The organism is Spirillospora sp. NPDC048824 (assembly GCF_043198455.1).
Lineage (GTDB): Bacteria > Actinomycetota > Actinomycetes > Streptosporangiales > Streptosporangiaceae > Spirillospora.
This window is the reverse complement of sequence record NZ_JBICUS010000019.1, coordinates 1-23,452: the sequence shown is the minus strand read 5'-3', so window position 1 is coordinate 23,452 and position 23,452 is coordinate 1. Positions and strand designations below refer to the sequence as shown.

Below are 23,452 nucleotides of genomic sequence, written 5' to 3'. Positions count from 1 at the left end.
ATCATGGCGGGGTCGGCCGGGTGCGGCGGCTTGGCACGGAAGCCGCCGCCGGCCTCACCCGGTGAACCCGGCTGCCGGGGCTCACACAGGCCACGTGCTGACATGGCACTGCGAGCGTGTCTAACCCTGGAGTCTTCTGTCGGTTGCGACGACCTCAAGGTCGATCTCGCCTTCGCCGTAGGCTCGAAGCAGGCGCCGGACGGCGGTACTGAAGGCCACCCCATCCTGCTCGGCAGCACGTCTTTGTGCGGCATCGTGCTCGGTGCCCCGGTGCAACCAGAACTGACGGGTCTGGGCGAACGGCCTGCCCGTACGACCCGGCGGACCCGAGGGTGGCGACCCCAGTCCCACCAGTCCGGCGCCGTACGCACGGGTGAGGGACTGCACCACCCACTGCATCGTCACCCGCTCCCGGCGTGCGCGCTCCATCGCCGGGGCGTACTCCCGCTCGGTGTCGACGGCGATCGGGTAGCGGTGCCGGCCGAGGCTGTCGACGAGCCGGCCGTCCGGGTCCTTGCGGCGCCCCCCGGACGGCATCTCAATAGCCGGCATGCTCGGGATGGCACGACAGAAGGAACGCGAGCATCCGAGTCGCATCTCGTTCGAGGTAGAAGCGGACCATCTCGGTGTTGAACTCCTGCCGCCGAGCCGCCGGAACACTGATGGCATCGATTCCGTGCATCATCAGATGGCCGTTCATCATGGCTCGCCCGGTCCGTATGTTCCCGTCGAAGTAGAACTGCCGCAGCGCGGCGAAGAGAAAGTAGGCCATGGCCTGTGCGGCGACATCAGCGAGCTCTTCTTTCAGCCACGCCACTCCCTCTGCGTGGAGGGCCCGCAAGTTCGCGCCACCGGGTTCGGTCTCGGGGGGCATGTACCGGCCGTGCTCCCCAAGGCTCACGCCGGGCGTGAGCATGATCGTCCCCTCACCCCTGAAGGCACCGGATTCCAGTGCCTCATCGCGCGCGATGATCCCATGCAGACGGTCCGAGGTCGCCTTGTCCAGGACGAATTCACCGTCGGCGACAAGATCCAGCAACTCGTGTGACGAATCGGCCAGAGCGAGGACCTGACGCTCATCGTTGATCTTTCGGCCACCGACGGTCACCCCCTCCATGAGGGTCTGCACCTCCGGATACGTGAAGGGGTTGCACTCCAGTTGGGCTGCGTCCCACACGAACTCGGGCAATGACCGGCGGTATCGCCAGAGGGCTCGCTCCCGCGAGTGCGCCGTCAGCGCACCGAGTGAATCATCAATGTCTTCGTGATTCCACGCAAAGCCCAACGGACTTTCCACAGCGCCCCTGACCATGACCGACTACCGGTACACCGTACCAACGGACCTTACTGGGGCTGAGTCAAGCGGATGTGGCCGTAGGGGTTGAAGAACAGGTCGTCCTCGTCGTAGCGGGTGCAGGGGCCGGTGCGGAGGATGTGGCGGGGGGCGTCCTCGGTCACGCGGAAGCCGGCGCCGTCCTCGATCTCCTGGGCGCGGGGGTCCGTCAGCAGGTAGATCGCCAGCGCGTCCAGGTGCAGGACCAGGTCGGGTACGCCGTCCTCGGTCAGTTGCTCCCCGGCGACCTCGATCTCCACCTCGGGCGCGCCGAGCAGGTGCATGCCGCAGCTGTAGAGGACCTCGCCGTCGTAGATGGGACGCTTCACCCAGGCGGCCGTGAGCGCGGCGGCGAGGTCCTCGTCCTTGGCGTCGGACGCCTGGTCGTTCAGGCTCAGCCAGCGGTCCCGGCCGTGCGTGATGCCGCTGCTCTCGTTCTTCACCGCGGCGGCACCGGCGCGCAGCAGTGCGGCCGTCGCCGCCAGCAGTCTCCGCGAGGTGTCGGCCGCCAGGTCCCGGGTCATCGGCGCGGACAGCAGGTAGCCGACGGTGTCGTGGGACTCCACCGCATCCCAGTCCGCCTCGTCGAACGACGCCGCCGCCTGGCAGGCCTCGAACGCCTCCGGCATGCGGGGGTCGGGGGCGGCCTCGGAGTACTCGTGGTCGAGGACGAATCCGCCGAAGCCGGCGGCGATCCGTTCCATCTCCGCGAGGCGGAGACCGGAGCCGAGAACGCACAGGACATGGCGAGGGGTCACTTCACTCATCCCGGAACCGTATCGATCATGATCGGCTCCCTGCGCCGGTTCTCCTGCAGCTCCCTGGTCATGAAGACGCTGTGAGGGTCGGGCTTGTAGTCCCCGAACGGCTCGCAGTACTCGAATCCGAACTTCTGGTAGAGCCTCCTGGCCGGCGCGAAGAACTCCGCCGACCCGGTTTCCAGGCTCAGCCGGGTGAGGCCCATCAGGGCCGCCTGCGTCAGGATGTGCTCCAGGAGGAGCGACGCTATTCCGCTCCGCTTCCGAGCGGTGGCCGTGCGCATGGACTTCAGCTCGGCGTGGGTCGCGTCCAGCCGCTGGAGCGCGCCGCAGCCCACCACGGCGTCACCGTCCATGATCGACCAGAACGTGACCTCCGGCCTGCGGAGACCGTCGAGATCGAGGGCGTGCTTGCTCTCCAGCGGCGTGATGGCCCGCATCTCCCGGACGTGCTCGTCCAGGAACTCGGCGATCCGGGGACCGGAGAGGTCATCGACTACGACTTTCATCACCCGGCCAAAACTACCGGCTGTCACCGGCGCCCGTCCGGGTTGACCTCGACCGAGGTTGAGGGCGCAGGCTTGTGGTGAGGGGCCTGGACCGGCCGCCGCGCGGACGCCGTACCATCCCAGTTCTGCCATCAGGCATGGCAGTCGGCCTGATGTGTGGTGGTATGTCGCAGGCTGGTCAATCGAGGCGGGGGTGTGCGCGCTGTTTCGGCGGGAGCTGGGGCGGTGGTCGAAGCCGTGGGGGACGGCGCTGCTGGAGCGCTTCCACCATCCGGCGCAGGTCGTCGTCACCGGGTTCGTGGTCACGATCCTCACGGGCACGCTGCTGCTGTCGCTGCCCGTGGCCGCGACGGACGCCGGTTCGACCTCCTTCACGGACGCGCTGTTCACCGCCACGTCGGCGGTGTGCGTCACCGGTCTGGTCGTCCACGATGTCGGTGCGCACTGGTCGACGTTCGGCGAGCTCGTCATTCTGGGGCTGGCCCAGGTGGGCGGGCTGGGGTTGATGACGCTGGCGACCCTCTTCGCGATTCTGCTGTCGGGGCGGCTGGGGCTCCGGGCACGGATGGCGGCCCAGGTGGAGACGAAGACGCTGCGGATGGCCGATGTGCGACGTGTCGTCCGGCGGGTGGTCGTCTTCAGCCTGGCGAGCGAGGCCGTGGTGGCGGTGGTGCTCACCGGGCGGCTGCTCATCGGTTACGGTGAGCCGCCCGGCCGCGCCGCCTACCTGGGCGTGTTCCACGCGGTCTCGGCGTTCAACAACGCCGGGTTCGCGCTGTGGCCCGACGGCCTCGTCCGGTTCGCGGGCGATCCGTGGATCATCCTGACGGTCTGCGCGGCGGTCATCGTCGGCGGGCTCGGCTTCCCGGTGGTGTTCGAGCTGGCCCGGCAGTGGCGGCGGCCGCGGGGCTGGTCGATGCTCACGCGCGTCACGGTGGCCGCCACGGTGGTGCTGCTGGTGGGCGGAACGCTGATGCTGTCGGCGGCCGAATGGAACAACCCCGGCACTCTGGGCGCGCTGCCCAGGTCCGACCGGATGCAGTCGGGTTTCATGATGGCGGTGATGCCGCGCAGCGGCGGCCTCAACAGCGTCGACACCTCGCAGATGCGCCCCGAGAGCTGGCTGGTCACCGACGTTCTGATGTTCATCGGCGGCGGCAGCGCCGGAACGGCCGGGGGCATCAAGGTCACCACGTTCGGGCTGCTGGGTTTCGTGCTGTGGGCCGAGATGCGCGGCGAGGCTCGCGTGAACGTGGGCCACCGCAGGCTGCCGGACGGCACCCAGCGCCAGGCGATCTCGATCGTGCTGCTGGGCATCGGCATGGTCACCGCCGGGACGTTCGTCCTGCTCGCGATGACGTCCCATACGCTGGACCGCGTGCTGTTCGAGGTCGTGTCGGCGTTCGGTACCGTGGGTCTGTCCACGGGAATCACCGCCGAGCTGCCGCCCGCCGGGCACCTGCTCCTGGTCGCGCTGATGTTCGTCGGCCGCATCGGCCCCCTCACCTTCGCCACCGCGCTCGCGCTCCGCGAGCGCACCCGCCGCTACGAACTGCCCGAGGAGAGACCCATCGTTGGCTGAGAACCTCCCCGTCGTGGTGATCGGCATGGGCCGGTTCGGCTCCGCGCTCGCCCTGGAACTGGCCCGGCGCGGCACCGAGGTGCTCGCCATCGACAACCGCCCGAAGATCGTCCAGGGACTGTCGGGGCGGCTGACCCACATCATCGCCGCCGACGCCACCGACATCGACACGCTCCGTGAACTCGGGGTCGACGAGTTCTACCGGGCCGTGGTCGCCATCGGCGGCGACCTGGAGGCCAGCATCCTGACGACCTCGCTTCTGGCGGAGCTGGAGATCGACAACATTTGGGCCAAGGCCGTCACCCACCAGCACAAACGCATCCTGGAACGGATCGGGGCCCATCACATCGTGCTCCCGGAGCACGACATGGGCGAACGCGTCGCCCACCTGGTCAGCGGCCGCATGCTCGACTACATCGAAGTGGACCAGGACTTCGCCCTGGTCAAGGCCCACCCGCCGAAGGAGCTCGTCGGCGTCCCCCTGGGGGAGACGCGCCTGCGGTCCAAGCACGGCGTGACGGTCGTGTCCGTGAAGCCGGTCGGCGAGCAGTTCACCTACGCCACGCAGGACACCATCCTGCAGTACGGCGACGTCATCCTGGTCGCCGGTCCCATCGACAAGGTCGAACGCCTCGCCGAACGCTCCTGAACACATCCGCACACCCCGACGGGCGCGCAGACGTGACCGGCGGCCACGAACACCGGCGATTCCATGCTCGGTATCATCGGTGATACCACCCGTCCCGCGTGGAGGAGTATCCAGATGGCCTTCGCAGCACGTCTTCCCGCCGATCTGGACGCATGGCTCGACGAGGTGGCCTCGGCCGAACACCAGTCCAAGAACGCGATTCTGATCACCGCGTTGGAGGAGTACCGGCAGCGCGACGCATGAGCGTGCGCTACCTGACGGCCGAAGAGATCATCTCGATCGGCCGCCGGATCGTGGACAAGAACCTCAACGTGCGGGACTTCGGGCTGGTCGCGTCCGCTCGAGCCGCTCATTCAGGCCACCGTTTGAGTTGAACGGGCCGCCCGTGCGGGCGGCCCGGACCGCTCCGGCCGCCGCGCGGGGTCAGACGCCGAGGGAGCGGCCGATGATCTCCTTCATGATCTCGGTGGTGCCGCCGAAGATGGTCTGGATGCGGGCGTCCTGGTAGGCCTTGGCGATGGGGTACTCGGTCATGTAGCCGTAGCCGCCGTGGAGCTGGACGCAGCGGTCGACGACCCGCTTGAGCAGCTCGGTGTTCCAGTACTTGAGCATCGCCGCCTCTTCGGCGGACAGCTCGCCCCTGCTCTCCTTGAGGATGCAGTCGTCGGTGAAGGCGCGGGTGACCGTCAGCTCCGTCTTCATCTCGGCGAGGGTGAAGCGGTTGTGCTGGAACTTGCCGATCGGGCGGCCGAACGCCTCGCGGGTCTTGCAGTACTCGAGGGTCTGCTCGAACGCGACCTCGGCGCCCGCCTGGGCGGTGGCGCCGATGGACAGGCGCTCGCGGGCGAGGTTCTGCATCAGGTAGATGAAGCCCATGCCCTCCTCGCCGAGGAGGTTCTCCTTGGGGACGCGGACGTTGTCGAAGAACAGCTCGGCGGTGTCCTGGGCGTGCATGCCGACCTTGTCGAGGTTGCGGCCGCGTTCGAAGCCGTCCATGCCGCGCTCGACGGCGAGGAGGCTGACGCCCCTGGCGCCGGCGGACGGGTCGGTCTTGGCGACGACGATGACGAGGTCGGCGAGGATGCCGTTGGAGATGAAGGTCTTCGAGCCGTTCAGGACGTAGTGGTCGCCGTCCTTGACCGCGGTGGTCTTGATGCCCTGAAGGTCGGAGCCGGCGGCGGGCTCGGTCATCGCGATACCGGTGATGATCTCGCCGGAGCAGTAGCCGGGGAACCAGCGGGCCTTCTGCTCGTCGTTGCAGAGCTGGCGCAGGTAACCGCCGTTGATGTCGTTGTGGACGGCGAAGCCGGGGCCGTGCACACCGGCCTTCGCCAGCTCCTCGTTGAAGATCACGTAGTAGCGGTAGTCGGAGTTGCCGCCGCCGCCGAACTCCTCGGGCATGTCGATGCCGAGCAGGCCCGCCCGTCCGGCGGCCAGCCACACCTCGCGCGAGACGATCCCGTCCTTCTCCCACTGCTCGTGGTGCGGGGCCGCCTCTTTCTCGATGAAGGAGCGCACCATGTCGCGGAACGCCTCGTGCTCGTCGGTGTAGATTTCCCGTCCCATCCGGCGGTCTCCCTCAGTAAGTGTCCGCTGATACAAGATTAATGTAACACTGGCACTGTCACATAGAGGGAGGCGGGATGGAACTCACCGTCGACGAGCTGGCCTCACGCGCCGGGGTCACCGTCCGGACCGTGCGGTTCTACGCCGGGCGCGGCCTGCTCCCGCCCCCGAAGCTGCGCGGCAGGACGGGCCTGTACGGCGCCGACCATCTGGCGCGGCTGGAACTCGTCCGGGAGCTGCAGTCGCTCGGGCTCACGCTGGCCTCGATCGAGAAGCACCTGCAGCGGATCCCGCTGGACGCTCCGGCCGAGGACCTCGCGCTGCAGCGTGCGCTGCTGTCCCCGTGGGCACCGGAACGCCCCGAAGACCTCGGCCGGCACGATCTGGACCGGCGGGCCGGACGCCACCTCGACGACGACGTGCTCAAGCGGCTGGAGGCCCTGGGCGTCGTCGAACTCGTCTCCGAGGACATCGTGCGGGTCCTCAGCCCGGCGCTGCTCGGCATCAGCGCCGAACTGGCCGCGCTGCCGATGCCGCTGGACACGCTGGTCGCCTCGCACGAGGCCGTCGACCGCCACACGACCGCGCTGGCCGCCGAGCTCCAGCGGGTCTTCCAGGACACCGTCGTCCGGCCCTACCGGGAAGGCGGGCGCGCGCCGCACGAGCGGGAACGGCTGATGGAGATGACCGGGAAACTGAAACCCCTGATGATCCAGTCGCTGGTCACGTCGTTCCAGCGGGCGGTCGACAAGGCCATCCGGCAGTCGGTTCCGGACTGAACGCTCAGGCGTCCTTCCACTCCCGCTTCTGGTACTCGACCAGGCGGGGGTGGACGAGCGTGTTGACCTCCACGTCGCGGCTCCGGCGGTCCTTGGGAAAGACCGTCGACGCCTGGAGGAGCGCCTCGTCGAGGAAGCGGAGGTCCGGGACGTCCGGCGCCATCTCCAGCGCCGGGGGCCTGCCGGTCGGGGACGCCATGACGTACCCCCAGTCACCGAAGCTCGGCACGTCCACGTGGTACGGGACCGTCGCGAGACCGGCGGCGGCGATGGACTTCTCGATGCTCCAGAACGACATCGGCGCGAAGTACGGCGAACCCGACTGGACGACCATCCGGCCGCCCGGCGCGAGGATCCGCTTCACCATGCCGTAGAACTCGACGGAGTACAGCTTGGCGGTGGCGACGTCGTCCGGGTCGGGCATGTCGACGATGACCGTGTCGAACCGCTCGTTCAGGCCGCGCAGCCACGAGAACGCGTCGGCCGTGACGGTCGTGACGCGGGGGTCCTCGAACGAGTGCTCGTTGAGGGACGCGAGGGGCGCGTAGGTGCGGGCCAGCTTCAGCACCTCCGGGTCCAGCTCGACGAGCGTCGCGCTCCGGACGCTCTTGTAGCGCAGCACCTCGCGCAGCGCGAGACCGTCGCCGCCGCCCAGGATGAGGACCCGGCCGTGCGGGCCGGACATGATCGGGTGGACGAGCGACTCGTGGTACCGGTACTCGTCCACGGAGGAGAACTGGAGGTCCCCGTTCAGGAACAGCCGCACGTCGGGACGGCCCGACAGCGAGACCTGCCGGGTGACGACGATCTCCTGGTACGGGGTCCGCTCGGTCAGCACGATCGGGTCCCGGTACAGGACCTGGCGGGCGGAGATCTCGAACTCGTCGGCCAGGGCGTAGGTGCCGCCGAGCACCAGCAGCACGGCCGCCATGCCCGTCCAGAGCGCGGCCTTCATGCCGCGGCCGACCTCGCGGCGGAACAGCCACAGCACCACCGCCATCCCGGCCACCACGTTGACCGCGCCGACCAGCAGCGCGCCCCTGATGTGCCCGAAGAGCGGCAGCAGGAAGAACGGGAAGGCGAGCCCGCCGATCAGCGCGCCCACGTAGTCGGCGGCGAACAGGTCGGCGACCGCGGCCCCCGCCTCCTGCCGCCTGATCCGCTGCAGCAGCGTCATCAGCAGCGGCAGCTCCGCGCCGATCAGCGCCCCGACCAGGAACGCGACCACGATCAGCGCCGGGTTGTACAGGCTGAGCCATGCGAACGCCGCGTACAGCGCCAGCACCGACAGCCCGCCGATCAGGGCCAGCGCGCCCTCCACGATCGCGAACGCCGCCACCGGCCAGCGCCGCAGCGGCTTGGCGAGCAGCGACCCGACGCCCATCGCGAAGACCATGACCGACAGCACGATCGACGCCTGGGTGACCGAGTTGCCCATCAGGTAGCTGCCGAGGGCCACCAGCGCCAGCTCGTACACCAGCCCGCAGGCGGCGCAGGTGAACACGGCCGCGAGCACCATGGCGCGCGCGATGCGCGCCGGGATGCTCAGCGGAGCCGGGGTCGCCTCCATGGCGTGCTCCGGCTCCGCCTTCACGGCCGTGTCCTCCGTCATGAGCTCCGGCTCCGCAGGTTCCGCACGGCACCGACCGTGAGCACCACGATCGCCACGGCGAGCAGCCCGATCCCGATCACCGTCCAGACGGCGCGGGCGGTGATGGTGGACTCCGCCAGCCTGTCGTTCGGGGGCGCCTGCGCCGCCCGCGAGGTCTCCGCGGGGACCGGCGGGGCGAGGCCCTCGTCCGCGACGAGCATCGGCAGCGCGCCGATGGCGTCCCGGAGCCTGGCGGTCCCGTACTCGCCGTCGATGTCGTCCTCACCGACCTGTCCGAGGCGGCGCTCGAACGTGGCCTCCCGGAAGCGCTCGTCGAAACTGCTCTTGATCTCGAACCGGCCGAACGAATACTCGCCGTACGACTCCGAGTAGCTGTAGCGGGCTTCGAGGATCACCCACTTGGGGCACTGGCCGGGGGTCTGTCGCGGGTCTTTGCCCGGGCCGAGGTTGGAGCCGAACTCGACTCCCGGCCCGTCCAGCTGGTTCAGGTCGTACTCGATCTCCCCCTGCGAGGAGAAGTGCCCATCCCCCGTGGGGACGGGCGCGGGGGCGGAGACGGGGGCGGGGGCCTGCTTCGGGGGGTGGGGACGGAACGTTCCGGGATAGGACGGCGTCACAGGCTTGATCTCGCGGTTCCGGCCGGAGTCGATCACCCAGCCGTAGCAGATGCCCTGCGCGTCGGCCGCCGTGGAGAGCTGCTCGACGAGCCGTCCCGTCTGCTGCGGCCCGAAGACGGGCGCGTCCTTCGCCGCCTTCTTCTCGAAGACGCCCTCGTCGTACAGGGACCACAGGATCCCGCCGACGATGAGGAGGGCGAACACCGTGACGCAGCCCCATCCCTGCACCTGCTGCTGCCGCTTGGAGGCCGGACTCGTGGAAGCCGGACTCGCGGAGGCCGGCTTCGCGTTCCCGCCCGCGCCGCTCCGGGCCGGGCGGTTCGACGGGCCTCCTTTGCCGTCACCCTTGGTCATTTGCCTCCACCTCCGGGGCCGCCGCCGCGGAAGGACGACGCCTTGCCGCCGGGCCCGCCCCAGGTCCCGCCGACGACGGAGTAGTAGCGGGCGTATCCGCGTGCGGGCTTGTCGAGGGTGATCCGGGAGCCGCCGGCGGCGGGCAGGATCCCGACGACCGCGTCGTGGTAGCGCAGGTAGATGCCATTGGGGGTGTAGACGCGTTCGTCCGTCTTGTGTTTTTCGGTGATCTCCTGGGCCACCGCCAGGGGCTTCTTCGACGACGTGTAGGTGCCGTCCGCCACCTTCCGGTAGTCCTTGGGGATGTCGCCGCGGGGTGAGGTCCTCCCCGCGAACATCGCGATCAGCAGGATCATCACGCCGAACGCGGCCAGCAGCCCCGCCCAGGTCAGCGATCCCTTCATGCTGCGGCGCCTCGTACTCAGGAGACCGCTCCGGCGACGATCGCGGCGACGCCGAGGTCGGCGGCGGCGACCACCCAGCCGGCCGGATGGATCTGCTTCCCGGTGCCGTCCGCGTCGACGAGCGTCGCGCCGAGCTTGCCGGGCGTCATCACGTCCAGCAGCAGGAACGCGATGACCATCAGCACGATGCCGATGCCGCCGAAGACCGCGGTGTCGATCAGGCCGGCGCTCAGGTCGCTGTCACTGGTGACGATCGCGGTGGTGACGATCACGCCGACGCTGAACAGCTTGACCGCCAGCAGCAGCGCGGCGCCCTTGTTCGCCTCGGTCCAGATCTGCTTGCCGAGCCTGCCGGGGGTGGTCACCTCCACCACCAGGTAGCCGAGCGCCATCAGGGCGATGCCGACGGCGCCGTAGGCGAAGGTGGCGCCGATCTCTTGCAGGATGTCGTCGTTCATCTATTGCTCCTCATTTACCCGACCCTGGTCCGCCGCCGCGGAACGACGCGACGCCGCTGCTGGTCCATCCGTTGCTGCCCGGGCTCCGCCAGATTCCGCCGACATGGGAGTGGTAGCGGCTGTAGCCGCGGCGGGGGCTGTCGACGGTGATCCGGCTGCCCGACCCGCTGGGCAGGACGCCGACGACCAGCTTCGGATACTGCAGGAATATGCCGCCCGCCGAGCCCCTCGTCGCCAGGTTGTTCACCCGGTCGATCGGCCTGAACTTGCGGCTGATCTCCGAGGCGACCGCCTGCGGAGCCTTCGGGGACCGGTAGGTGTCCGGCCCGGCCTTGCTGTACTTGTCGGCGATCCAGTCCCGGTTCGAGGTGCCGCAGCCCCCCAGCGCCGGGACGATCAGAACGGCGGCGAACACGCCGCCGATCATCCGGTGTCCTCTGTTCACGATGGTCTCACCAACCGGCTCCGTGTCATCACGATCTCCCGGGTCTGCGGGTAGGCGTGCCACGTCCGCCAGCCGATCCCGCCGTCCTCCAATGCGTGGTTCTCCAGTGCGAGTGCGGTGACGGCGTGCCGTGAGCCGGGGAAGGCGCCGGTCAGCGCGTCACCGCGGTCCGCAAGCCGTGCGCAGACCGCCTCGACGGCACGGCCGAACGCCGTGTCGTCGCTGTGGGTGGCCGTCGTCGCGGCGAATTCGTAGGCCCAGCCGGGCATGCTGGTGCTCGCGCGTCCGGGCAGCGGCTCGGCGTCGCCGGGCAGGCACGCCACCGTCTCGCTGAGCGGCCCGGCGATGACCTGGTGGGACGCGCCGAGCAGCCGGAACTCCACGGTCACGCCCGCACGCTCGACGGGCAGGACGGCGAGGGCTTCCAGGGGCGCCAGCCCGAGCGCGAACGAGAGCGCGTCGGCGCGCGCGTCCGCGTAGGGGGTGCGGAGGGAGGCTCGCAACGTCAGGCACCGCCGCCCGGGTAGATCGTCATCGACCCGGTCGGGACGCGTTCGCCGAGGCCCGCCTCCCACTGCCCGCCGCCGTACTGCTCGAACGACAGGTACTTCCCGCGCGGGCCCTCGTAGTCGACGTACTCGACCCGTCCCTGGACGCCGACGCCGGTCGTGCCCTCGCTGGTGTAGTCGGCCGTCCCGTGCTCGTCGCGGCGGTACTCGACGCCGTCCACGACGAGGGTCCGTTCACTGGGCGTCATGTCGCCGATGTCGTGTTCGGTCCACCAGACGACCTCGAGGTCGGGGTCCTCCTCGACGGAGATCCACACCTTGGCGCCCTCGATGGTGTCGGCGTCCAGCAGATGCTCGCTCCAGGTGAAGCCGCCCTCGCGCAGCCGCACCGAACCGCGCACGAAGTAGCGGACGCCGAGATACTCGACCATGTCCCCCGCCTTCAGCGTCCGCGGATCGCCCGCCACCTGGTCCTCGGCGGCGAACGGGTCGCGCGGGGGCGGCGGGGCGGCGGGGGCGGGGGGCTGCCGGCGCCGCAGCAGGACGAAGATCAACACGATCAGGGCGATCAGGATCAGCACGAGCAGGATCACTATCGCCGTTCCGCTCACGGACACCTCCTATGTTTCGTGCACACCCGGTCGCAGACCTGCGGATCCTACCGACTGCGGCCTTCCAGGCCCATACCGTGTTCAGACGTATCAAACGAGTGGTCGGTTGCACGCGAAAAACAACGAAACGGCACACAAACGACGCCGGCCCGCGCCGAAGGGTTTGCCGGGCGTCAGAGGCGGCCGACGGCGGCGGCGACACGCTCGTCGGTGGCGGTGAACGCGACCCTGATGTGCCGCGCCCCGGCGGGGCCGTAGAACTCGCCGGGCCCGACGAGGATGCCGAGGGACGCCAGATGCGCGACGGTGTCCCAGCACGGCTCGTCCCGCGTGGCCCACAGGTACAGGGACGCCTCGGAATGGTCGACGCGGAAACCGTGCCCCTCGAACGCGGCGCGCAGCGCGGCACGGCGCCGCGCGTACCTCTCCCGCTGCTCGTCCACGTGCGCGTCGTCGTCGAACGCGACCGCCATCGCCGCCTGCACCGGGCCGGGGACGATCATCCCCGCGTGCTTGCGGACCTCCAGCAGCCGTTTGACCAGCGCGATGTCGCCCGTGACGAACCCCGCACGGTAGCCCGCCATGTTGGAGCGCTTGGACAGGGAGTTGACGGCGAGCAGCCCCTCGTGGGACCCCCCGCACACGTCCGGATGCAGGACCGAGATCGGCGGCCTGTCCTCGTCCCAGCCGAACTCCAGGTAGCACTCGTCGCTGACGACGACGGCGCCGCGGCCGCGCGCCCACGCGACGACCTTGCGCAGATGCTCGGCGGGCAGCACCTTGCCGGTCGGGTTGGACGGCGAGTTCACCCACACGATCTTGGGTGAGACCGGGCCGAGGGACAGCAGCCCGTCCGTCGCGACGGGCGTCGCGCCGGCCAGCCGGGCGCCCACGTCGTACGTCGGGTAGGCCAGCTCCGGGAAGACGACCCGGTCGCCGGGACCGGCGCCGAGCAGCGTCGGCAGCCAGGCCACCAGTTCCTTGGTGCCGATGACGGGGAGCACCGCGTCGGGGTCGGCGCCCGACACGCCGGCGCGGCGCCGCAGCCACCCGGCGACCGACTCGCGCAGCCGCGGCGTCCCGTAGGTCTGCGGATATCCGGGCGCGTCCGCCGCGGCGGCCAGCGCCGCCCGGATCGGCTCGGGCGTGGGGTCCACCGGCGTCCCGACCGACAGGTCGGCGATGCCGTCCGCGTGCGCCAGCGCCCGCTCCTTGTACGGCGCGAGCCGGTCCCACGGAAAGTCCGGCAGCGTGAACACGTCCCACCCCTCAACTGGAGACCCTCGGGTCACTCGGAAACCCGCGGGGCCGCGGCCCTCCACCAACGTGGGAGGCCACGGCCCCGAAATCGGCGCAGGCCGCCCCGGGAACCGCGCCCCGCGGGGGCGCATCCCGGCGCCGCGCGCCGCCCGTCAGTCGTCGTGGCTCTGCGGAGGCAACGCGGCGACGATCGGGTGGTCCTTGTCGATCTTCCCGACCTTGGACGCTCCGCCCGGCGACCCGAGGTCGTCGAAGAACTCCACGTTGGCCTTGTAGAAGTCCTTCCACTGCTCAGGCGTGTCGTCCTCGTAGTAGATCGCCTCAACCGGGCAAACCGGCTCACACGCACCGCAGTCGACGCACTCATCCGGGTGGATGTAGAGCATGCGCTTGCCCTCGTAGATGCAGTCGACCGGGCACTCCTCGATGCATGCCTTGTCGAGCAGATCCACGCAGGGCTGCGCGATGACGTAGGTCACGTCAGTGACTCCTCTCGGTTTTCCGGCCCCGCCGCACGTCACGGCTCACCGCAAGCTCGCTGTGAATAGTATGGCCACCACGGCGCCATCGATTCGACAGCGGGGGTCCCTCATGTCAGGCCGATTCGGCGCGCGCCTGGTGGTCACCATCAGTGGCGCGGACGTGGGGCAGCGGATCTCGCTGCGCCGTCGTCTGCCAACGGGAGAGTACAGCGACGTGGTCGGCGTGCTCGAATCCTGGTCCGGCGGAACGCTCGCGGTGCGCCGCCGCACCGGCGAACTGGTCGAAGTCCCCGAGGAGACCATGGTCGCGGCCAAGGTCGTCCCGCCGCAGCCTCCCCCGCGCCGCAGGCCCCGCAGCACCTGATCGCGCGTTTCAGCGGGTGGGCCAGTCGGGGACGGCGGCCGGGAGGTCCTTGCTGACGCGCATCGGGAAGACCGCGTCGCGCTTCTCCAGGAAGGCCGAGACGCCCTCGACGGCGTCGGCGGCGCCGCCGAGGGCGGCCATGAGGTGGGAGTCGGCGACGTGGGCGTCCCACGGGGACGGGGCGGACAGGCCCGACCACATGAGCCGCCGGATGGTCGCGACGGAGACCGCGGAGGTGTTGTCGGCGATCTCGCGGGCCAGGGCGTAGGCGGCGGGCAGGAGTTCGCCGGGGGCGAGGACGCGGGAGACGAGACGTCCGTCGAGGGCCTCCTGGGCGCCGAAGACGCGGCCGGTCGCGGCCCACTCCATGGCCTGGGCGATGCCGACGAGGCGGGGCAGGAACCAGCTGGACGCGGCCTCGGTGACGATGCCGCGGCGGGCGAACACGAACCCGAACCTGGCGTTCTCGCTGGCGAGCCGGACGTCCATCGGGAGGGTCATGGTGACGCCGACGCCGACGGCGGCGCCGTTGAAGGCTCCGATGACGGGCTTGAGGCAGCGGGCGATGCGGAGCGCGACCGTGCCGCCGCCGTCGCGCGGGGTGCCGTCCTCGAAGACGTCGTTCTCCCCGGCGAACATGTCCTTGGTCTTGTCCTTGTCGAAGGTGTCGCCGCCTCCGCTCAGGTCGGCGCCGGCGCAGAACGCGCGTCCCGCGCCCGTCACCACGACCGCGCGCACGTCGTCGTCGGCGTCGATCCTGTCGAAGACGTCCAGCATCTCGTTGCGCATGGTGAACGTGTAGGCGTTCATCTTCTGCGGACGGTTCAGCGTGACGGTGGCGATCCCGTCCCGAACCTCGTACTCGATCTCTGTGTACGTCACCTGCGAACCCTTCTCCGACCCGGCTGGACAGAATCAGATTCTAGGAACACGCGGCGGGCGCGCCTCGCGGCAGGTGCGGCCTCGGTCAGGTACGGGCCTCGATCAGGTGCGGGCCTCGGTCAGGTGCGGGCCTCGGGGAACAGGCGGAGCAGGACGTCCCGGCGCCAGTCCCCGGGATCGCGGCCGGGCGGCGGGACGGCGACCAGCGCACCGTCGGCGGCGAGTGTGAGACTGATCTCTACTCCGGGGCCGAGGGTGACGCTCGCGGGAATCTCCCCGGCCGCCGCGAGACGCTGCGCCAGTGCGGCGAGGACGCGCGCCCAGCCCTGCCCGAGATAGGGCGGGAGCCCTTCCACACGAAGCTCCGGCAGCCCCCCGGCGGACAGGCCGGAGGTGCGCAGGGCCAGGCCGTCGGGCCCCTCGGATCCAGCGATCCGCACCTCGGACGTGACGTCCACCATCACGAACGCCGCCTCCCCGCTCGCCATTGTCCGATAAATTATGACAGTGAATTGGGCCGTGACGACGTACGACTCCGCTTTCGGGTACGTCTCCGCGCACGGTGCGCCCCTGGTCGACCTACTCGATCCGCAGCCCGGCGAGCGGGTCATCGACCTCGGGTGCGGCACCGGGACGTTCAGCGCGGAGATCGCAGAGCGGGGCGCCGAGGTGCTGGGCATCGACGGCAGCCCCGACATGGTTGCGCAGGCGACCGCGTTGAACCCCGGGCTGTCGTTCATCGTCGGCGACGCGCACGACTTCACCGTCGGCGAGTCCTTCGACGCGATCGCCTCCAACGCCGCACTGCACTGGATGAACCGCGACCCCGACGCCGTGATCGGACGCGTGCACGCCGCACTGCGTCCCGGCGGGCGTTTCGTCGCCGAGCTGGGCGGCGCCGGGAACTGCGCGGAGCTGATCGCCGCGATGCAGACCGCCTGGCGCGTGTTCGGCCTCGGCGAACCCGAGCTGCCCTGGTACTTCCCGACCCCCGCCGAGTACGCGGCCAAGCTTGAGGAGGCCGGGTTCACGCTGCGGCTGCTGGAGCACGCCGACCGGCCGACCCGGATGACCGAGGGCCCGAACGGCGCCGCCGACTGGATCCGCGCGTACGCGGCGCGAGCGCTGTCGGACGTCCCGCCGGAGCTGGTCGACCCGCTGCTCGACCGGGTGAACGACCTGGCCGCTCCGGCGCTGCGCCGCGAGTCGGGGTGGGTCGCCGACTATGTGCGGCTGCGGTTCGCGGCCGTCCGCAAGGCCGACAGCGCCACACCGCTGCCGACCGGGCCGTTCCCCTCCGACCCGCAGCTCTGACCCGCCGCGCCGTCCCGGCGCGCTGACGCCGCCGAGCGACCCGCCGCCGTGGCGTGGGGCGGCCCGGCCTAGGGTTGGGGCATGCTCCGGCTGTACGACCCTCGCACCGGGCGGACGGAACCGCTGCCCGCCGGCCGCGGCCTGCGCGTCCAGGTGCTGGACGGCGCCGGGCGCCGCGTCCTGGTGGTGACCGACCTGCTGCGCCGCGTCGCGGAACGGGCGGGGCGGCGTGTCCGGGTCGTGAGCACCCCGTCCCTCCCGCAGGGCGGCGACTGGTCCGACTACAACATCGCGCCGTTCGAGGTGCTCGACTCCCCGATCGCGGACGCCGACGTCCAGGTGTCCGCCGGCGGCGGCGCGGGCGGGGACGTGCTCAGCCTGGCCGTGCCGCGTGAGACCGGGGAGTGGGCGTCCGCGGACCCGCTGTCGGTGCGGCTCGCGATGCTGGAGGTCCCCTACCGGGAGCCGCTGGAGCTGACGGAGGCGACGCTCGCGCGGGCCGCCGAACGGCTGGGACGCTGGCGCGGCGCGGTCGCCGAGTGGGCGACGGCCCCGGGCCGGCCGATGAGCCGCGAGTACGCGACGGAGGCGCAGGCCGCCCTCGCGGACGACCTGGACAGCCCCGCCGCGCTCGCCGTCCTCGACCGCCTCGGCGCCGACACGGACGTGCCGCCGGGCGCGAAGCTGGAGACGTTCATCCACCTGGACCTCGTCCTGGCGCTCGGGCTGGTGTCCGCGATCGGCACCGCCTGACGCCCGGTCAGGTGTACCGCACCTCGGTGATACGGGCGGTCCTGCCATTCGGGCGGCAGCGAACGATGCGGATACGGGGTCCGCGCCGCGTAGGTCACGTTGCCGTCCGGGCCGCCCAGCCCGACACGCCTCGCCCCGTCACGACACGCGCCCTCCATGCGTCCGGTCGCCCCCGATGGCACCTTTCCGGCAGATTAACCGCACGGATCGACATATTGCGGAGTGACCCGGGCGTTCGCGACGCTCGGGGGAGGCTAAGTTCCTATGTCGTGTCGACCGCCGCACCCCAGTCGCCGATCCCGGCGATCACCGAACCGCCGACCCCCCGGCGCCGCCGCCGTGTCCGCGCACTGATGGCGACGGCCGTCGCCCTCATCGTGCTGCTGTGCACGGTCGTCGGCGGAATCGGCTGGTACTTCGCGGGCGTCGCCATCGAGGTCGACCACGCGGCCGAGTACCCGCTCACCATCATCGACGCGGGCGGCGGCACGGTCACACTGCCCCGGGACGCGGCGACGGAACGTCCGGGCACGTGGGCACTCGTCTGGAAGGGCGGGCGCGCACTGCTCGGGCCGGTCGTCAGCCGGGACGGTGAGCGGGTCGTGCGGAAGGTCTCGTCCGTCGTCGAAGGCTCCCTGGCGAAGGGCGTTCCCGCGGCCATCGACCACTGGATGTACGACGGCGACCCGAAGACGGCGCTCGGACTGCCGTTCCAGGACGTCACCTACCCGTCCAAGGTCGGTCCGATGCCCGCGTGGCTGCTGCCGGGGACATCCCCCAAGAGCACATGGGTCATCGGCGTCCACGGGCGGAACGCGGACAAGGCCGAGACGTTCCGCGCGATGCGCGCCGTCCACGCGGCGGGGCTGCCGATGATGTCCATCGCGTACCGGAACGACGTGGGGGCGCCGTCGTCCGGCGACCGCAAGAACCATCTCGGCGACACAGAATGGCAGGACGTCGTCTCCGCCATGGGCTACGCACGCGCGCACGGCGCGACGGGCGTCGTCCTGTACGGGTGGTCCATGGGCGGCGCGATGGTCATGGCGACCCTGCGGAAGGATCCGTCGTTCGTCCGCGGGGTCGTGCTCGACTCCCCCGTCCTGGACTGGAACGCCACCCTCGACAAGCAAGGCGCCGCCCGCGACCTGCCCGGCTTCATCACCGGCGTGGCCAAACACGTCCTGGAGTGGCGCATCGGCATCGACCTGACCGAGTTCGACCACCGCCGGTACGCACCGAACCTGCGGACACCCGTCCTGCTCTTCACCGCCGCCGACGACGCCACCGTCGCCAACGGCCCCGCCTACACCTTCGCCGCGACGGCCCCGCCCGGCATGGTCACGCACATCACCACTCCGGGCGACCACACCGAATCGTGGAACATCGACCCCGCCGCCTATGAACGCGCCCTCGGCACCTTCCTCAAGAAGGTGGGTTAGCAGACGTCCAGAAGGTGGGTCAGCGGACCTCAAGAAGCGCCTTGCCGACGGTGGAGCGTGACTGGATCGCGGCGTGCGCGTCGGCCGCGCCGTCGAGCGGGAACCGCTGCCCGATCACCGGCCGCAGCCTCCCGGCGGCCGCCTCCGCCAGGGCGGTCCGAGTGAACTCCCGCAACTCCTCGGGGGTGGCCGTGGCCCGGACGAGCGTCACCCCCCGCGCCGCCGCGTCATCCTCCTGGATGTTCGCCCACTCGCCGCTCGCCAGGCCGAAGCTGACCATCCGTCCACCGGTTCGCAGGAGGGTGAACGCCTCGCGCGCCACGTCGCCGCCGACTCCGTCGAGCACGATGTCCACCTGCCCGACCTTCTCCGTCCAGCCGGGTTCCCGGTAGTCGGCGGCCTCGTCCGCGCCCAGCCGCATCGGCAGCTCCGCCTTGTGCGAGCCGCCGGCCGCCGCCACGACCGTCGTCCCGGCCGCCTTCGCCAGCTGGACGAGCAGCGTCCCGACGCCACCGGCCGCCGCCTCGACCAGGACCCGTTCGCCGGGCTTCGGCTCCACCGCCCTGAGCATCATCACCGCCGTGCGCCCGTCCGCCAGCAGCGCAACCGCCTCGTCAAGCGCCACACCGTCCGGCACCTCCAGGATTCCCGCCGCGTCCACCGCGACCATTTCCGCGTAGGCGCCGGTGCCGCCGGTGGCACTCACGACCCGGCGTCCGACCAGTCCCCCGTCGGCCCCCGGACCGACCGCCGCCACCGTGCCACCGACCCCGTTGCCGAGGATGACCGGCGGCTCCTTCATCGGGAACGGGGCGGCGCCCGCCCGCATCTGCGTCTCCACGAACGTGATGTTGACGAACTCGACCGCGATCAGCACCTGCCCGGCGGCGGGGACCGGGTCGGGCGCCTCCCCCGGCACCAGCTTCTCCGGCCCCCCGAACTCCCTCAACCACACGGCACGCATACGGAACCCCTCCGATCACATCGTTCACCCGCAGCCTGCTACCTCGACCATGGTTGAGGTCAAGTCGTTCGCAACGAATCGCTTTTCTCGCCCCACAGACCTCTGTAAGCTTTCGCGCGTATTCCGCCCCGTTGTCGGCTGCCGCTCAGGGATGGCGATGCGCGCCCGGTTGGTACGTTCCTCCCCGCAGGGGTCCCGCCGCGCCACCACCATGCCGGTCGTCGCGCTGGCCCTGACACTGTGCGCGGCCGCCGGGTGCGGCTCGTCCGGCTCGTCCGGCAACGGCGAACTGGCCCCCAACGGCACCATCGACGGCGGCGCCGCCGCCCCCGCGCCCACCGCCGTCGCACCTTCCGCCATCCCCACGGCGCAACTCTTCGAGACGGTCCTCCAGCGCTACCGCGCCTACCAGGCCGCCTACAAGAAGGCGTACGAGACCAACGACCCGTCCGAACTCACCACGGTCGCCATGGATCCCCTGCTTACCGAGATCACCGAACAGATAGAGGCGACCAAGGCCAAGGGCGAAGTCTGGCGCTACACCAGCACGTTCAACCCCCGCGTGTACGCCCGGTCCAAGGACAGCACGAAGGTCTACGTCGCCGACTGCATCCGGACACTCGTCGGCTACCGCTACTCCGCCGAAACCGGTGAACGTCTCGGCGGCGGCCCCGGCGGGACCCACCTCTTCCGGACGACACTCCAGTACGACTCGGGCGTCTGGAAGGCCGCCGCCAGCGTCCGGGAAAAGAAATGCTGACCGCCGGCAGGGAAGGACACACGATGCGTCCCCATTCCCGTAACCACCACCGTCTGACCTCCACCGCGATCTTCGCGGCGGCGCTGCTGGCCCCGGCATTCATCGCCCTGCCAGCTCAGGCCGATGAATGCAAGAGCGGCAACCCGTTCGACTGCAAGTACTTCGAAAGAGGCAGCGGCTCCGGCGGACAGGGCGGATCGTCCGGCGGCGGAAGCTCGGGCCCCGTGGAGCCACCCGACCCAGTGGGCCTGACCGAGAACGAGGACGTGGGATTCGTCCCCATCGATGGGGATCCGGCGCCGGCCGCACCGACCACGCTCGACTGGGTGGCGGCGGCCGAGAGTTCCGCCAGACTCCCAGCGCCCATCGTGCACACCGCACCGAACGGCAAGACCTACGTCAGGATGCGGACGTCCCTCTGGGTGGACGGCTTCGAGGTGGTGAGAACGGACCCGATCGGTGGCGGCGGGCAGTCGATCCAGGCCACGGCGAATCCCGTTTCCGTCACCTGGAACATGGGCGAGGCACAGAAGAAATGCGAGGACGCGGGAAGCAAAGAAGGCAAGAGCTGTAACTACACCTACAAGCGGTCGTCGGCTGGGCAACCCGCAGGCGCTTACCAGATCACCGCGACCATCACGTGGGATCTCACCTGGACCTGCGAAGGAGCGGCCTGCGACGCCCCGGGGGGCGACCTGGGGCCTGAGAGCGTGACGTCCCAGCCCACGCCGCTCGTCGTGAGTGAGATCCAGACCAACACGGGCCAATGACGTCGCGCGAATACCCCGTAGCCGGGTTCGTCGAGCTGGCGGAGTTAGGGGCCGGGGCACAGGGCAAGGTCGTGCTCGCGCGGCATGAATCCGGCGGCGGGCCAGTGGCGATCAAGTACCTGGCCGTCGATCTGCTCGGGAACACCGAAGCGCGGAACACCTTCCGCACCGAGGCGGAGATGCTCAAGCGGGTCGTCAATCCGCATGTGGCCCGGCTGCTGGACTATTTGGAGTCGCCCTGGGGAGCGGCGATCGTCCTGGAGGCGGTCGCCGGACGTCCGCTCCGCAAGGTCCTGGACGAACACGACGGGCCCTTAACGCCAGAGGCCGCGTTGACGACGTTGAAGGGCTCACTGCTCGGGTTAGCGGCGGCGCACGCGGTCGGAGTCGTACACCGCGATTACAAGCCCGCGAACGTACTCGTCCAAGACGACGGACAAAGCAAGCTGATCGACTTCGGGGTGGCGGTACTCACCGGGCAGGGCGGCCGGGCAGGCACCCCGGTTTACATGGCGCCGGAACAGTGGGCGGGCGAACCCGCCACTCCCGCGACTGACCTTTACGCAGCAACCTGCGTCTTCATGGAATGCGTCAGTGGCAACAAGCCCTTCCAGGGGACGACCCTGGAAGCACTAAAGAACGGGCACACTCAAACTCCGCCACCACTTGAACTGGTTCCCGACCCGCTGCGTCCGCTCATCGAGCGCGGGATGGCCAAGAGCCCGGCCGACCGGTTCTGGAATGCCCACGAGTTCGTCAGCGAACTGGAAGCCATCGCCGTCCAGTCGTACGGACCCGACTGGGAACGGCGTGGACTCCTCACGCTCGGAGCCGTCGCCGCAGCCGTGGCGACCACGATCCCACTGGCGGCGCTCGGAGGTGCGCTACTCGCCCCCGGTGCGTCGTCCACAGCTGCGGGCGCGGTCACTTCCGGTATGACGGCGCCCGGCTCAATGGTTTACGCGCAGGGCACCGCGACAGCGGACTTCATGGCCAAGACCGGTACGTCCGCGTCCAAGGGCTTCATGGCCAAGGTCGGCGGGACGAAGGGGGCCGCGGCCATCGGGGGCGTTGGGGTCGGGGCTGTGATCGCCGCCTGGGTGCTCTGGCCTTCGGGGCCGGGTGTCGGCGGAGAGAGCCGCGGCGGGATCCACGCCTACTTCACCCGCCCGGGGGTGCTGACCGGGCAACCCAACATGCCCGCGTCCGAGACCCCCTACATGGACTTGATCATGACGGTCACTCCGGCCAGGGTGAAGCCCGGGACTGACCTACGCTTGGTCCAGCAGTTCCGAGCCCGGACGCCCGCCGGCGCGAAGTATCTTCCCGGCGGCCGACGCCAGTGTTTCGGTGAGGACACGAAACGAACTGACGTCGTGGGGAACTACGGGTTCGGGTGGTACGACACCGAAGCCCCGTCCGACGGGACCTATCTGGCGTTCTACCGTGTTCCCCCGGCGAAGCCGAAGCAGCTCCCAACTGGACCCGGCGCCGTCTTCATCCCAGCGAAGAGCAAGAAGAGCGGCGATGCGCAACCCTACATAGAGGCGGAATGCGCGTTCCGGAGCAAGTGGACCCAGAGCTCCACACTCAAGGTGCCGGGCCCGGATGTTCTGGCACCAGGGACCTACCTGGTCTCGATGATCGCTCCGTTGCAGATCACCGGTAAGAGAGAAGGCGTCTCCCAGGAGGCGATGGGCACAGTCAACGAAGGGTCCGCCCCGATCGTCGAAGTACTGGACGGCTGAGGAATGAGCAGGAGTTTCGCACCAAAGCCCACGCCGCTCGCCGTGGGCGAGATCGGTGTTGAGCGGATCGAGGTTGGCCATCTGCACTCTCCCCGACTCGTCACCGTGATCTTGCACGGTGACGGACGCGGACCCTGCGGGCGGCCAGGTCGGGTGGGAATGGGGGTTCGCCGTTCATCGCCGCTTCCAGTTGTTCCGGTGACGACGCCCAGATGAGGAGGCGGCCCGAGGAGCGCCACGTGCCCCCGTCCACCGATATGGCCCAGGCGGGGTGCCGCTTCCGGAGTCGGGCCAGTACATCGGGCTCGTTCACGAGGTGCTGTCGGGCAGCAGGGCCCACACTGCCTTTCCGCCGCCCCCGACCGGCTGGGCGCCCCACTCCTTGACCAGCGCGCCCATCATCGCCAGGCCGCGTCCGCCCTCGCTCAACAGCCTGAGTTGGCTCAATTGGTTAGTGCGTGGCGCGTGGGGTGTTCAGGGCGTCGAGGATCTTGCGTTGGCGGGTGGTGACGGCGGGCGGGAAGGTC

The 23,452-nt window shown here is 70.1% G+C and carries 29 protein-coding genes and 1 pseudogene; 12 read left to right on the top strand and 18 right to left on the bottom strand.

Annotated features, from left to right (window positions below):
• Positions 1–120 precede the first annotated feature (120 nt).
• The 4 genes from ACGFIS_RS30490 to ACGFIS_RS30475 form a co-directional block, all read right to left on the bottom strand.
• On the bottom strand, positions 121–552 hold the full coding sequence (locus tag ACGFIS_RS30490) for a hypothetical protein (protein ID WP_392910906.1): 432 nt from the start codon (positions 550–552) through the stop codon (positions 121–123).
• Positions 539–1,189, bottom strand: coding sequence for a hypothetical protein (locus ACGFIS_RS30485; protein ID WP_392910908.1), 651 nt, complete (start codon positions 1,187–1,189; stop codon positions 539–541). The genes ACGFIS_RS30490 and ACGFIS_RS30485 overlap by 14 nt, the downstream gene beginning before the upstream one ends.
• A 155-nt stretch (positions 1,190–1,344) precedes the next feature.
• Positions 1,345–2,100 (bottom strand): hypothetical protein, encoded by a 756-nt coding sequence (locus tag ACGFIS_RS30480; RefSeq protein WP_392910910.1) that lies wholly within the window; start codon positions 2,098–2,100, stop codon positions 1,345–1,347.
• On the bottom strand, positions 2,097–2,600 hold the full coding sequence (locus ACGFIS_RS30475; protein WP_392973373.1) for a GNAT family N-acetyltransferase: 504 nt from the start codon (positions 2,598–2,600) through the stop codon (positions 2,097–2,099). Before ACGFIS_RS30475 ends, ACGFIS_RS30480 begins: the two co-directional genes overlap by 4 nt.
• 193 nt (positions 2,601–2,793) lie before the next feature.
• On the opposite strand from ACGFIS_RS30475, the gene ACGFIS_RS30470 reads away from it, so the two are divergent.
• The 4 genes from ACGFIS_RS30470 (at position 2,794) to ACGFIS_RS30455 (ending at position 5,205) form a co-directional block, all read left to right on the top strand.
• Positions 2,794–4,182, top strand: a complete 1,389-nt coding sequence (locus ACGFIS_RS30470) for a TrkH family potassium uptake protein (protein ID WP_392910912.1) — start codon at positions 2,794–2,796, stop codon at positions 4,180–4,182.
• Entirely contained in the window at positions 4,175–4,831 is a 657-nt protein-coding gene (locus ACGFIS_RS30465; RefSeq protein ID WP_392910915.1) for a potassium channel family protein, read from the top strand. Before ACGFIS_RS30470 ends, ACGFIS_RS30465 begins: the two co-directional genes overlap by 8 nt.
• Positions 4,832–4,945: 114 nt before the next feature.
• The gene (locus ACGFIS_RS30460; RefSeq protein ID WP_392910918.1) at positions 4,946–5,074 is read left to right on the top strand and encodes a hypothetical protein; all 129 of its coding nucleotides are present in this window, start codon (positions 4,946–4,948) and stop codon (positions 5,072–5,074) included.
• Positions 5,071–5,205, top strand: coding sequence for a hypothetical protein (locus ACGFIS_RS30455; RefSeq protein ID WP_392910920.1), 135 nt, complete (start codon positions 5,071–5,073; stop codon positions 5,203–5,205). Before ACGFIS_RS30460 ends, ACGFIS_RS30455 begins: the two co-directional genes overlap by 4 nt.
• A 49-nt stretch (positions 5,206–5,254) precedes the next feature.
• On the opposite strand, the gene ACGFIS_RS30450 is transcribed toward ACGFIS_RS30455, so the two are convergent.
• On the bottom strand, positions 5,255–6,397 hold the full coding sequence (locus ACGFIS_RS30450; RefSeq protein WP_392910922.1) for an acyl-CoA dehydrogenase family protein: 1,143 nt from the start codon (positions 6,395–6,397) through the stop codon (positions 5,255–5,257).
• Between the two features lie 77 nt (positions 6,398–6,474).
• Between ACGFIS_RS30450 and ACGFIS_RS30445 the strand changes: the two genes are divergently transcribed.
• Positions 6,475–7,176 (top strand): MerR family transcriptional regulator, encoded by a 702-nt coding sequence (locus ACGFIS_RS30445; RefSeq protein ID WP_392910924.1) that lies wholly within the window; start codon positions 6,475–6,477, stop codon positions 7,174–7,176.
• A gap of 4 nt (positions 7,177–7,180) precedes the next feature.
• Here the strand turns inward: ACGFIS_RS30445 and ACGFIS_RS30440 are convergent, their stop codons facing one another.
• The 9 genes from ACGFIS_RS30440 to fdxA all read right to left on the bottom strand — a co-directional run bounded on the left by ACGFIS_RS30440 (position 7,181) and on the right by fdxA (position 13,925).
• Positions 7,181–8,788: a polyamine aminopropyltransferase gene (locus tag ACGFIS_RS30440; RefSeq protein WP_392910926.1), complete on the bottom strand. Its 1,608-nt coding sequence runs from the start codon at positions 8,786–8,788 to the stop codon at positions 7,181–7,183.
• A complete protein-coding gene (locus ACGFIS_RS30435) occupies positions 8,785–9,759 on the bottom strand; it encodes a hypothetical protein (RefSeq protein WP_392910928.1) in 975 nt (324 codons plus the stop codon). Before ACGFIS_RS30435 ends, ACGFIS_RS30440 begins: the two co-directional genes overlap by 4 nt.
• Complete coding sequence (locus ACGFIS_RS30430; RefSeq protein ID WP_392910930.1) at positions 9,756–10,163, bottom strand: DUF4247 domain-containing protein; 408 nt, start codon at positions 10,161–10,163, stop codon at positions 9,756–9,758. Before ACGFIS_RS30430 ends, ACGFIS_RS30435 begins: the two co-directional genes overlap by 4 nt.
• 17 nt (positions 10,164–10,180) lie before the next feature.
• Positions 10,181–10,621 carry a DUF350 domain-containing protein gene (locus tag ACGFIS_RS30425; RefSeq protein WP_392910932.1) on the bottom strand — a complete coding sequence of 147 codons (441 nt, stop codon included), beginning with the start codon at positions 10,619–10,621 and terminating at the stop codon, positions 10,181–10,183.
• Positions 10,622–10,631: 10 nt separating this feature from the next.
• A complete protein-coding gene (locus ACGFIS_RS30420) occupies positions 10,632–11,066 on the bottom strand; it encodes a DUF4247 domain-containing protein (RefSeq protein WP_392910934.1) in 435 nt (144 codons plus the stop codon).
• Positions 11,063–11,569, bottom strand: a complete 507-nt coding sequence (locus ACGFIS_RS30415) for a DUF2617 family protein (protein ID WP_392910936.1) — start codon at positions 11,567–11,569, stop codon at positions 11,063–11,065. The genes ACGFIS_RS30420 and ACGFIS_RS30415 overlap by 4 nt, the downstream gene beginning before the upstream one ends.
• Positions 11,570–11,571: 2 nt before the next feature.
• A complete protein-coding gene (locus ACGFIS_RS30410) occupies positions 11,572–12,186 on the bottom strand; it encodes a DUF4178 domain-containing protein (RefSeq protein ID WP_392910938.1) in 615 nt (204 codons plus the stop codon).
• A gap of 173 nt (positions 12,187–12,359) precedes the next feature.
• On the bottom strand, positions 12,360–13,445 hold the full coding sequence (gene dapC / locus ACGFIS_RS30405; RefSeq protein ID WP_392910940.1) for a succinyldiaminopimelate transaminase: 1,086 nt from the start codon (positions 13,443–13,445) through the stop codon (positions 12,360–12,362).
• A 153-nt stretch (positions 13,446–13,598) separates the two neighbouring features.
• Positions 13,599–13,925 carry a ferredoxin gene (gene fdxA, locus ACGFIS_RS30400; protein WP_141966697.1) on the bottom strand — a complete coding sequence of 109 codons (327 nt, stop codon included), beginning with the start codon at positions 13,923–13,925 and terminating at the stop codon, positions 13,599–13,601.
• 112 nt (positions 13,926–14,037) lie between these two features.
• Between fdxA and ACGFIS_RS30395 the strand changes: the two genes are divergently transcribed.
• A complete protein-coding gene (locus ACGFIS_RS30395; protein WP_392910943.1) occupies positions 14,038–14,292 on the top strand; it encodes a hypothetical protein in 255 nt (84 codons plus the stop codon).
• 9 nt (positions 14,293–14,301) lie between these two features.
• Here ACGFIS_RS30395 and ACGFIS_RS30390 read toward each other — a convergent pair whose 3' ends face one another.
• Together ACGFIS_RS30390 and ACGFIS_RS30385 are read right to left on the bottom strand one after the other, a co-directional pair.
• Complete coding sequence (locus ACGFIS_RS30390) at positions 14,302–15,174, bottom strand: crotonase/enoyl-CoA hydratase family protein (protein WP_392910945.1); 873 nt, start codon at positions 15,172–15,174, stop codon at positions 14,302–14,304.
• A gap of 119 nt (positions 15,175–15,293) precedes the next feature.
• Positions 15,294–15,662: a hypothetical protein gene (locus ACGFIS_RS30385; protein ID WP_392910947.1), complete on the bottom strand. Its 369-nt coding sequence runs from the start codon at positions 15,660–15,662 to the stop codon at positions 15,294–15,296.
• A gap of 19 nt (positions 15,663–15,681) precedes the next feature.
• On the opposite strand from ACGFIS_RS30385, the gene ACGFIS_RS30380 reads away from it, so the two are divergent.
• Together ACGFIS_RS30380 and ACGFIS_RS30375 are read left to right on the top strand one after the other, a co-directional pair.
• Complete coding sequence (locus tag ACGFIS_RS30380; protein WP_392910949.1) at positions 15,682–16,488, top strand: class I SAM-dependent methyltransferase; 807 nt, start codon at positions 15,682–15,684, stop codon at positions 16,486–16,488.
• A gap of 81 nt (positions 16,489–16,569) precedes the next feature.
• On the top strand, positions 16,570–17,241 hold the full coding sequence (locus tag ACGFIS_RS30375; protein ID WP_392910952.1) for a hypothetical protein: 672 nt from the start codon (positions 16,570–16,572) through the stop codon (positions 17,239–17,241).
• Positions 17,242–17,276: 35 nt separating this feature from the next.
• Here ACGFIS_RS30375 and ACGFIS_RS30370 read toward each other — a convergent pair.
• A pseudogene (locus ACGFIS_RS30370) lies at positions 17,277–17,399 on the bottom strand (hypothetical protein); the annotation flags it as partial.
• Between the two features lie 111 nt (positions 17,400–17,510).
• On the opposite strand from ACGFIS_RS30370, the gene ACGFIS_RS30365 reads away from it, so the two are divergent.
• Complete coding sequence (locus ACGFIS_RS30365) at positions 17,511–18,683, top strand: alpha/beta hydrolase family protein (protein ID WP_392910954.1); 1,173 nt, start codon at positions 17,511–17,513, stop codon at positions 18,681–18,683.
• A gap of 19 nt (positions 18,684–18,702) precedes the next feature.
• Here the strand turns inward: ACGFIS_RS30365 and ACGFIS_RS30360 are convergent, their stop codons facing one another.
• Complete coding sequence (locus ACGFIS_RS30360) at positions 18,703–19,647, bottom strand: zinc-binding dehydrogenase (protein ID WP_392910956.1); 945 nt, start codon at positions 19,645–19,647, stop codon at positions 18,703–18,705.
• 157 nt (positions 19,648–19,804) lie between these two features.
• Between ACGFIS_RS30360 and ACGFIS_RS30355 the strand changes: the two genes are divergently transcribed.
• The 3 genes from ACGFIS_RS30355 to ACGFIS_RS30345 are packed head-to-tail and all read left to right on the top strand — an operon-like array spanning position 19,805 to position 22,925.
• Positions 19,805–20,407, top strand: a complete 603-nt coding sequence (locus ACGFIS_RS30355; protein ID WP_392973351.1) for a hypothetical protein — start codon at positions 19,805–19,807, stop codon at positions 20,405–20,407.
• Positions 20,401–21,177, top strand: coding sequence for a hypothetical protein (locus tag ACGFIS_RS30350; RefSeq protein WP_392910960.1), 777 nt, complete (start codon positions 20,401–20,403; stop codon positions 21,175–21,177). Before ACGFIS_RS30355 ends, ACGFIS_RS30350 begins: the two co-directional genes overlap by 7 nt.
• Positions 21,174–22,925 (top strand): serine/threonine-protein kinase, encoded by a 1,752-nt coding sequence (locus ACGFIS_RS30345; RefSeq protein WP_392973349.1) that lies wholly within the window; start codon positions 21,174–21,176, stop codon positions 22,923–22,925. Before ACGFIS_RS30350 ends, ACGFIS_RS30345 begins: the two co-directional genes overlap by 4 nt.
• The last annotated feature ends 527 nt before the right edge of the window (positions 22,926–23,452 follow it).

Coding starts and splice junctions, on each gene's coding strand:
- ACGFIS_RS30480 (WP_392910910.1), bottom strand. CDS start 2,100: ATGAGTGAAGTGACCCCTCGCCATGTCCTGTGCGTTCTCGGCTCCGGT.
- ACGFIS_RS30440 (WP_392910926.1), bottom strand. CDS start 8,788: ATGACGGAGGACACGGCCGTGAAGGCGGAGCCGGAGCACGCCATGGAG.
- ACGFIS_RS30490 (WP_392910906.1), bottom strand. CDS start 552: ATGCCGGCTATTGAGATGCCGTCCGGGGGGCGCCGCAAGGACCCGGAC.
- ACGFIS_RS30450 (WP_392910922.1), bottom strand. CDS start 6,397: ATGGGACGGGAAATCTACACCGACGAGCACGAGGCGTTCCGCGACATG.
- ACGFIS_RS30375 (WP_392910952.1), top strand. CDS start 16,570: ATGCTCCGGCTGTACGACCCTCGCACCGGGCGGACGGAACCGCTGCCC.
- ACGFIS_RS30455 (WP_392910920.1), top strand. CDS start 5,071: ATGAGCGTGCGCTACCTGACGGCCGAAGAGATCATCTCGATCGGCCGC.
- ACGFIS_RS30475 (WP_392973373.1), bottom strand. CDS start 2,600: ATGAAAGTCGTAGTCGATGACCTCTCCGGTCCCCGGATCGCCGAGTTC.
- ACGFIS_RS30435 (WP_392910928.1), bottom strand. CDS start 9,759: ATGACCAAGGGTGACGGCAAAGGAGGCCCGTCGAACCGCCCGGCCCGG.
- ACGFIS_RS30425 (WP_392910932.1), bottom strand. CDS start 10,621: ATGAACGACGACATCCTGCAAGAGATCGGCGCCACCTTCGCCTACGGC.
- ACGFIS_RS30385 (WP_392910947.1), bottom strand. CDS start 15,662: ATGGCGAGCGGGGAGGCGGCGTTCGTGATGGTGGACGTCACGTCCGAG.
- ACGFIS_RS30360 (WP_392910956.1), bottom strand. CDS start 19,647: ATGCGTGCCGTGTGGTTGAGGGAGTTCGGGGGGCCGGAGAAGCTGGTG.
- ACGFIS_RS30430 (WP_392910930.1), bottom strand. CDS start 10,163: ATGAAGGGATCGCTGACCTGGGCGGGGCTGCTGGCCGCGTTCGGCGTG.
- ACGFIS_RS30355 (WP_392973351.1), top strand. CDS start 19,805: ATGCGCGCCCGGTTGGTACGTTCCTCCCCGCAGGGGTCCCGCCGCGCC.
- ACGFIS_RS30395 (WP_392910943.1), top strand. CDS start 14,038: ATGTCAGGCCGATTCGGCGCGCGCCTGGTGGTCACCATCAGTGGCGCG.
- ACGFIS_RS30345 (WP_392973349.1), top strand. CDS start 21,174: ATGACGTCGCGCGAATACCCCGTAGCCGGGTTCGTCGAGCTGGCGGAG.
- ACGFIS_RS30445 (WP_392910924.1), top strand. CDS start 6,475: ATGGAACTCACCGTCGACGAGCTGGCCTCACGCGCCGGGGTCACCGTC.
- ACGFIS_RS30460 (WP_392910918.1), top strand. CDS start 4,946: ATGGCCTTCGCAGCACGTCTTCCCGCCGATCTGGACGCATGGCTCGAC.
- ACGFIS_RS30350 (WP_392910960.1), top strand. CDS start 20,401: ATGCTGACCGCCGGCAGGGAAGGACACACGATGCGTCCCCATTCCCGT.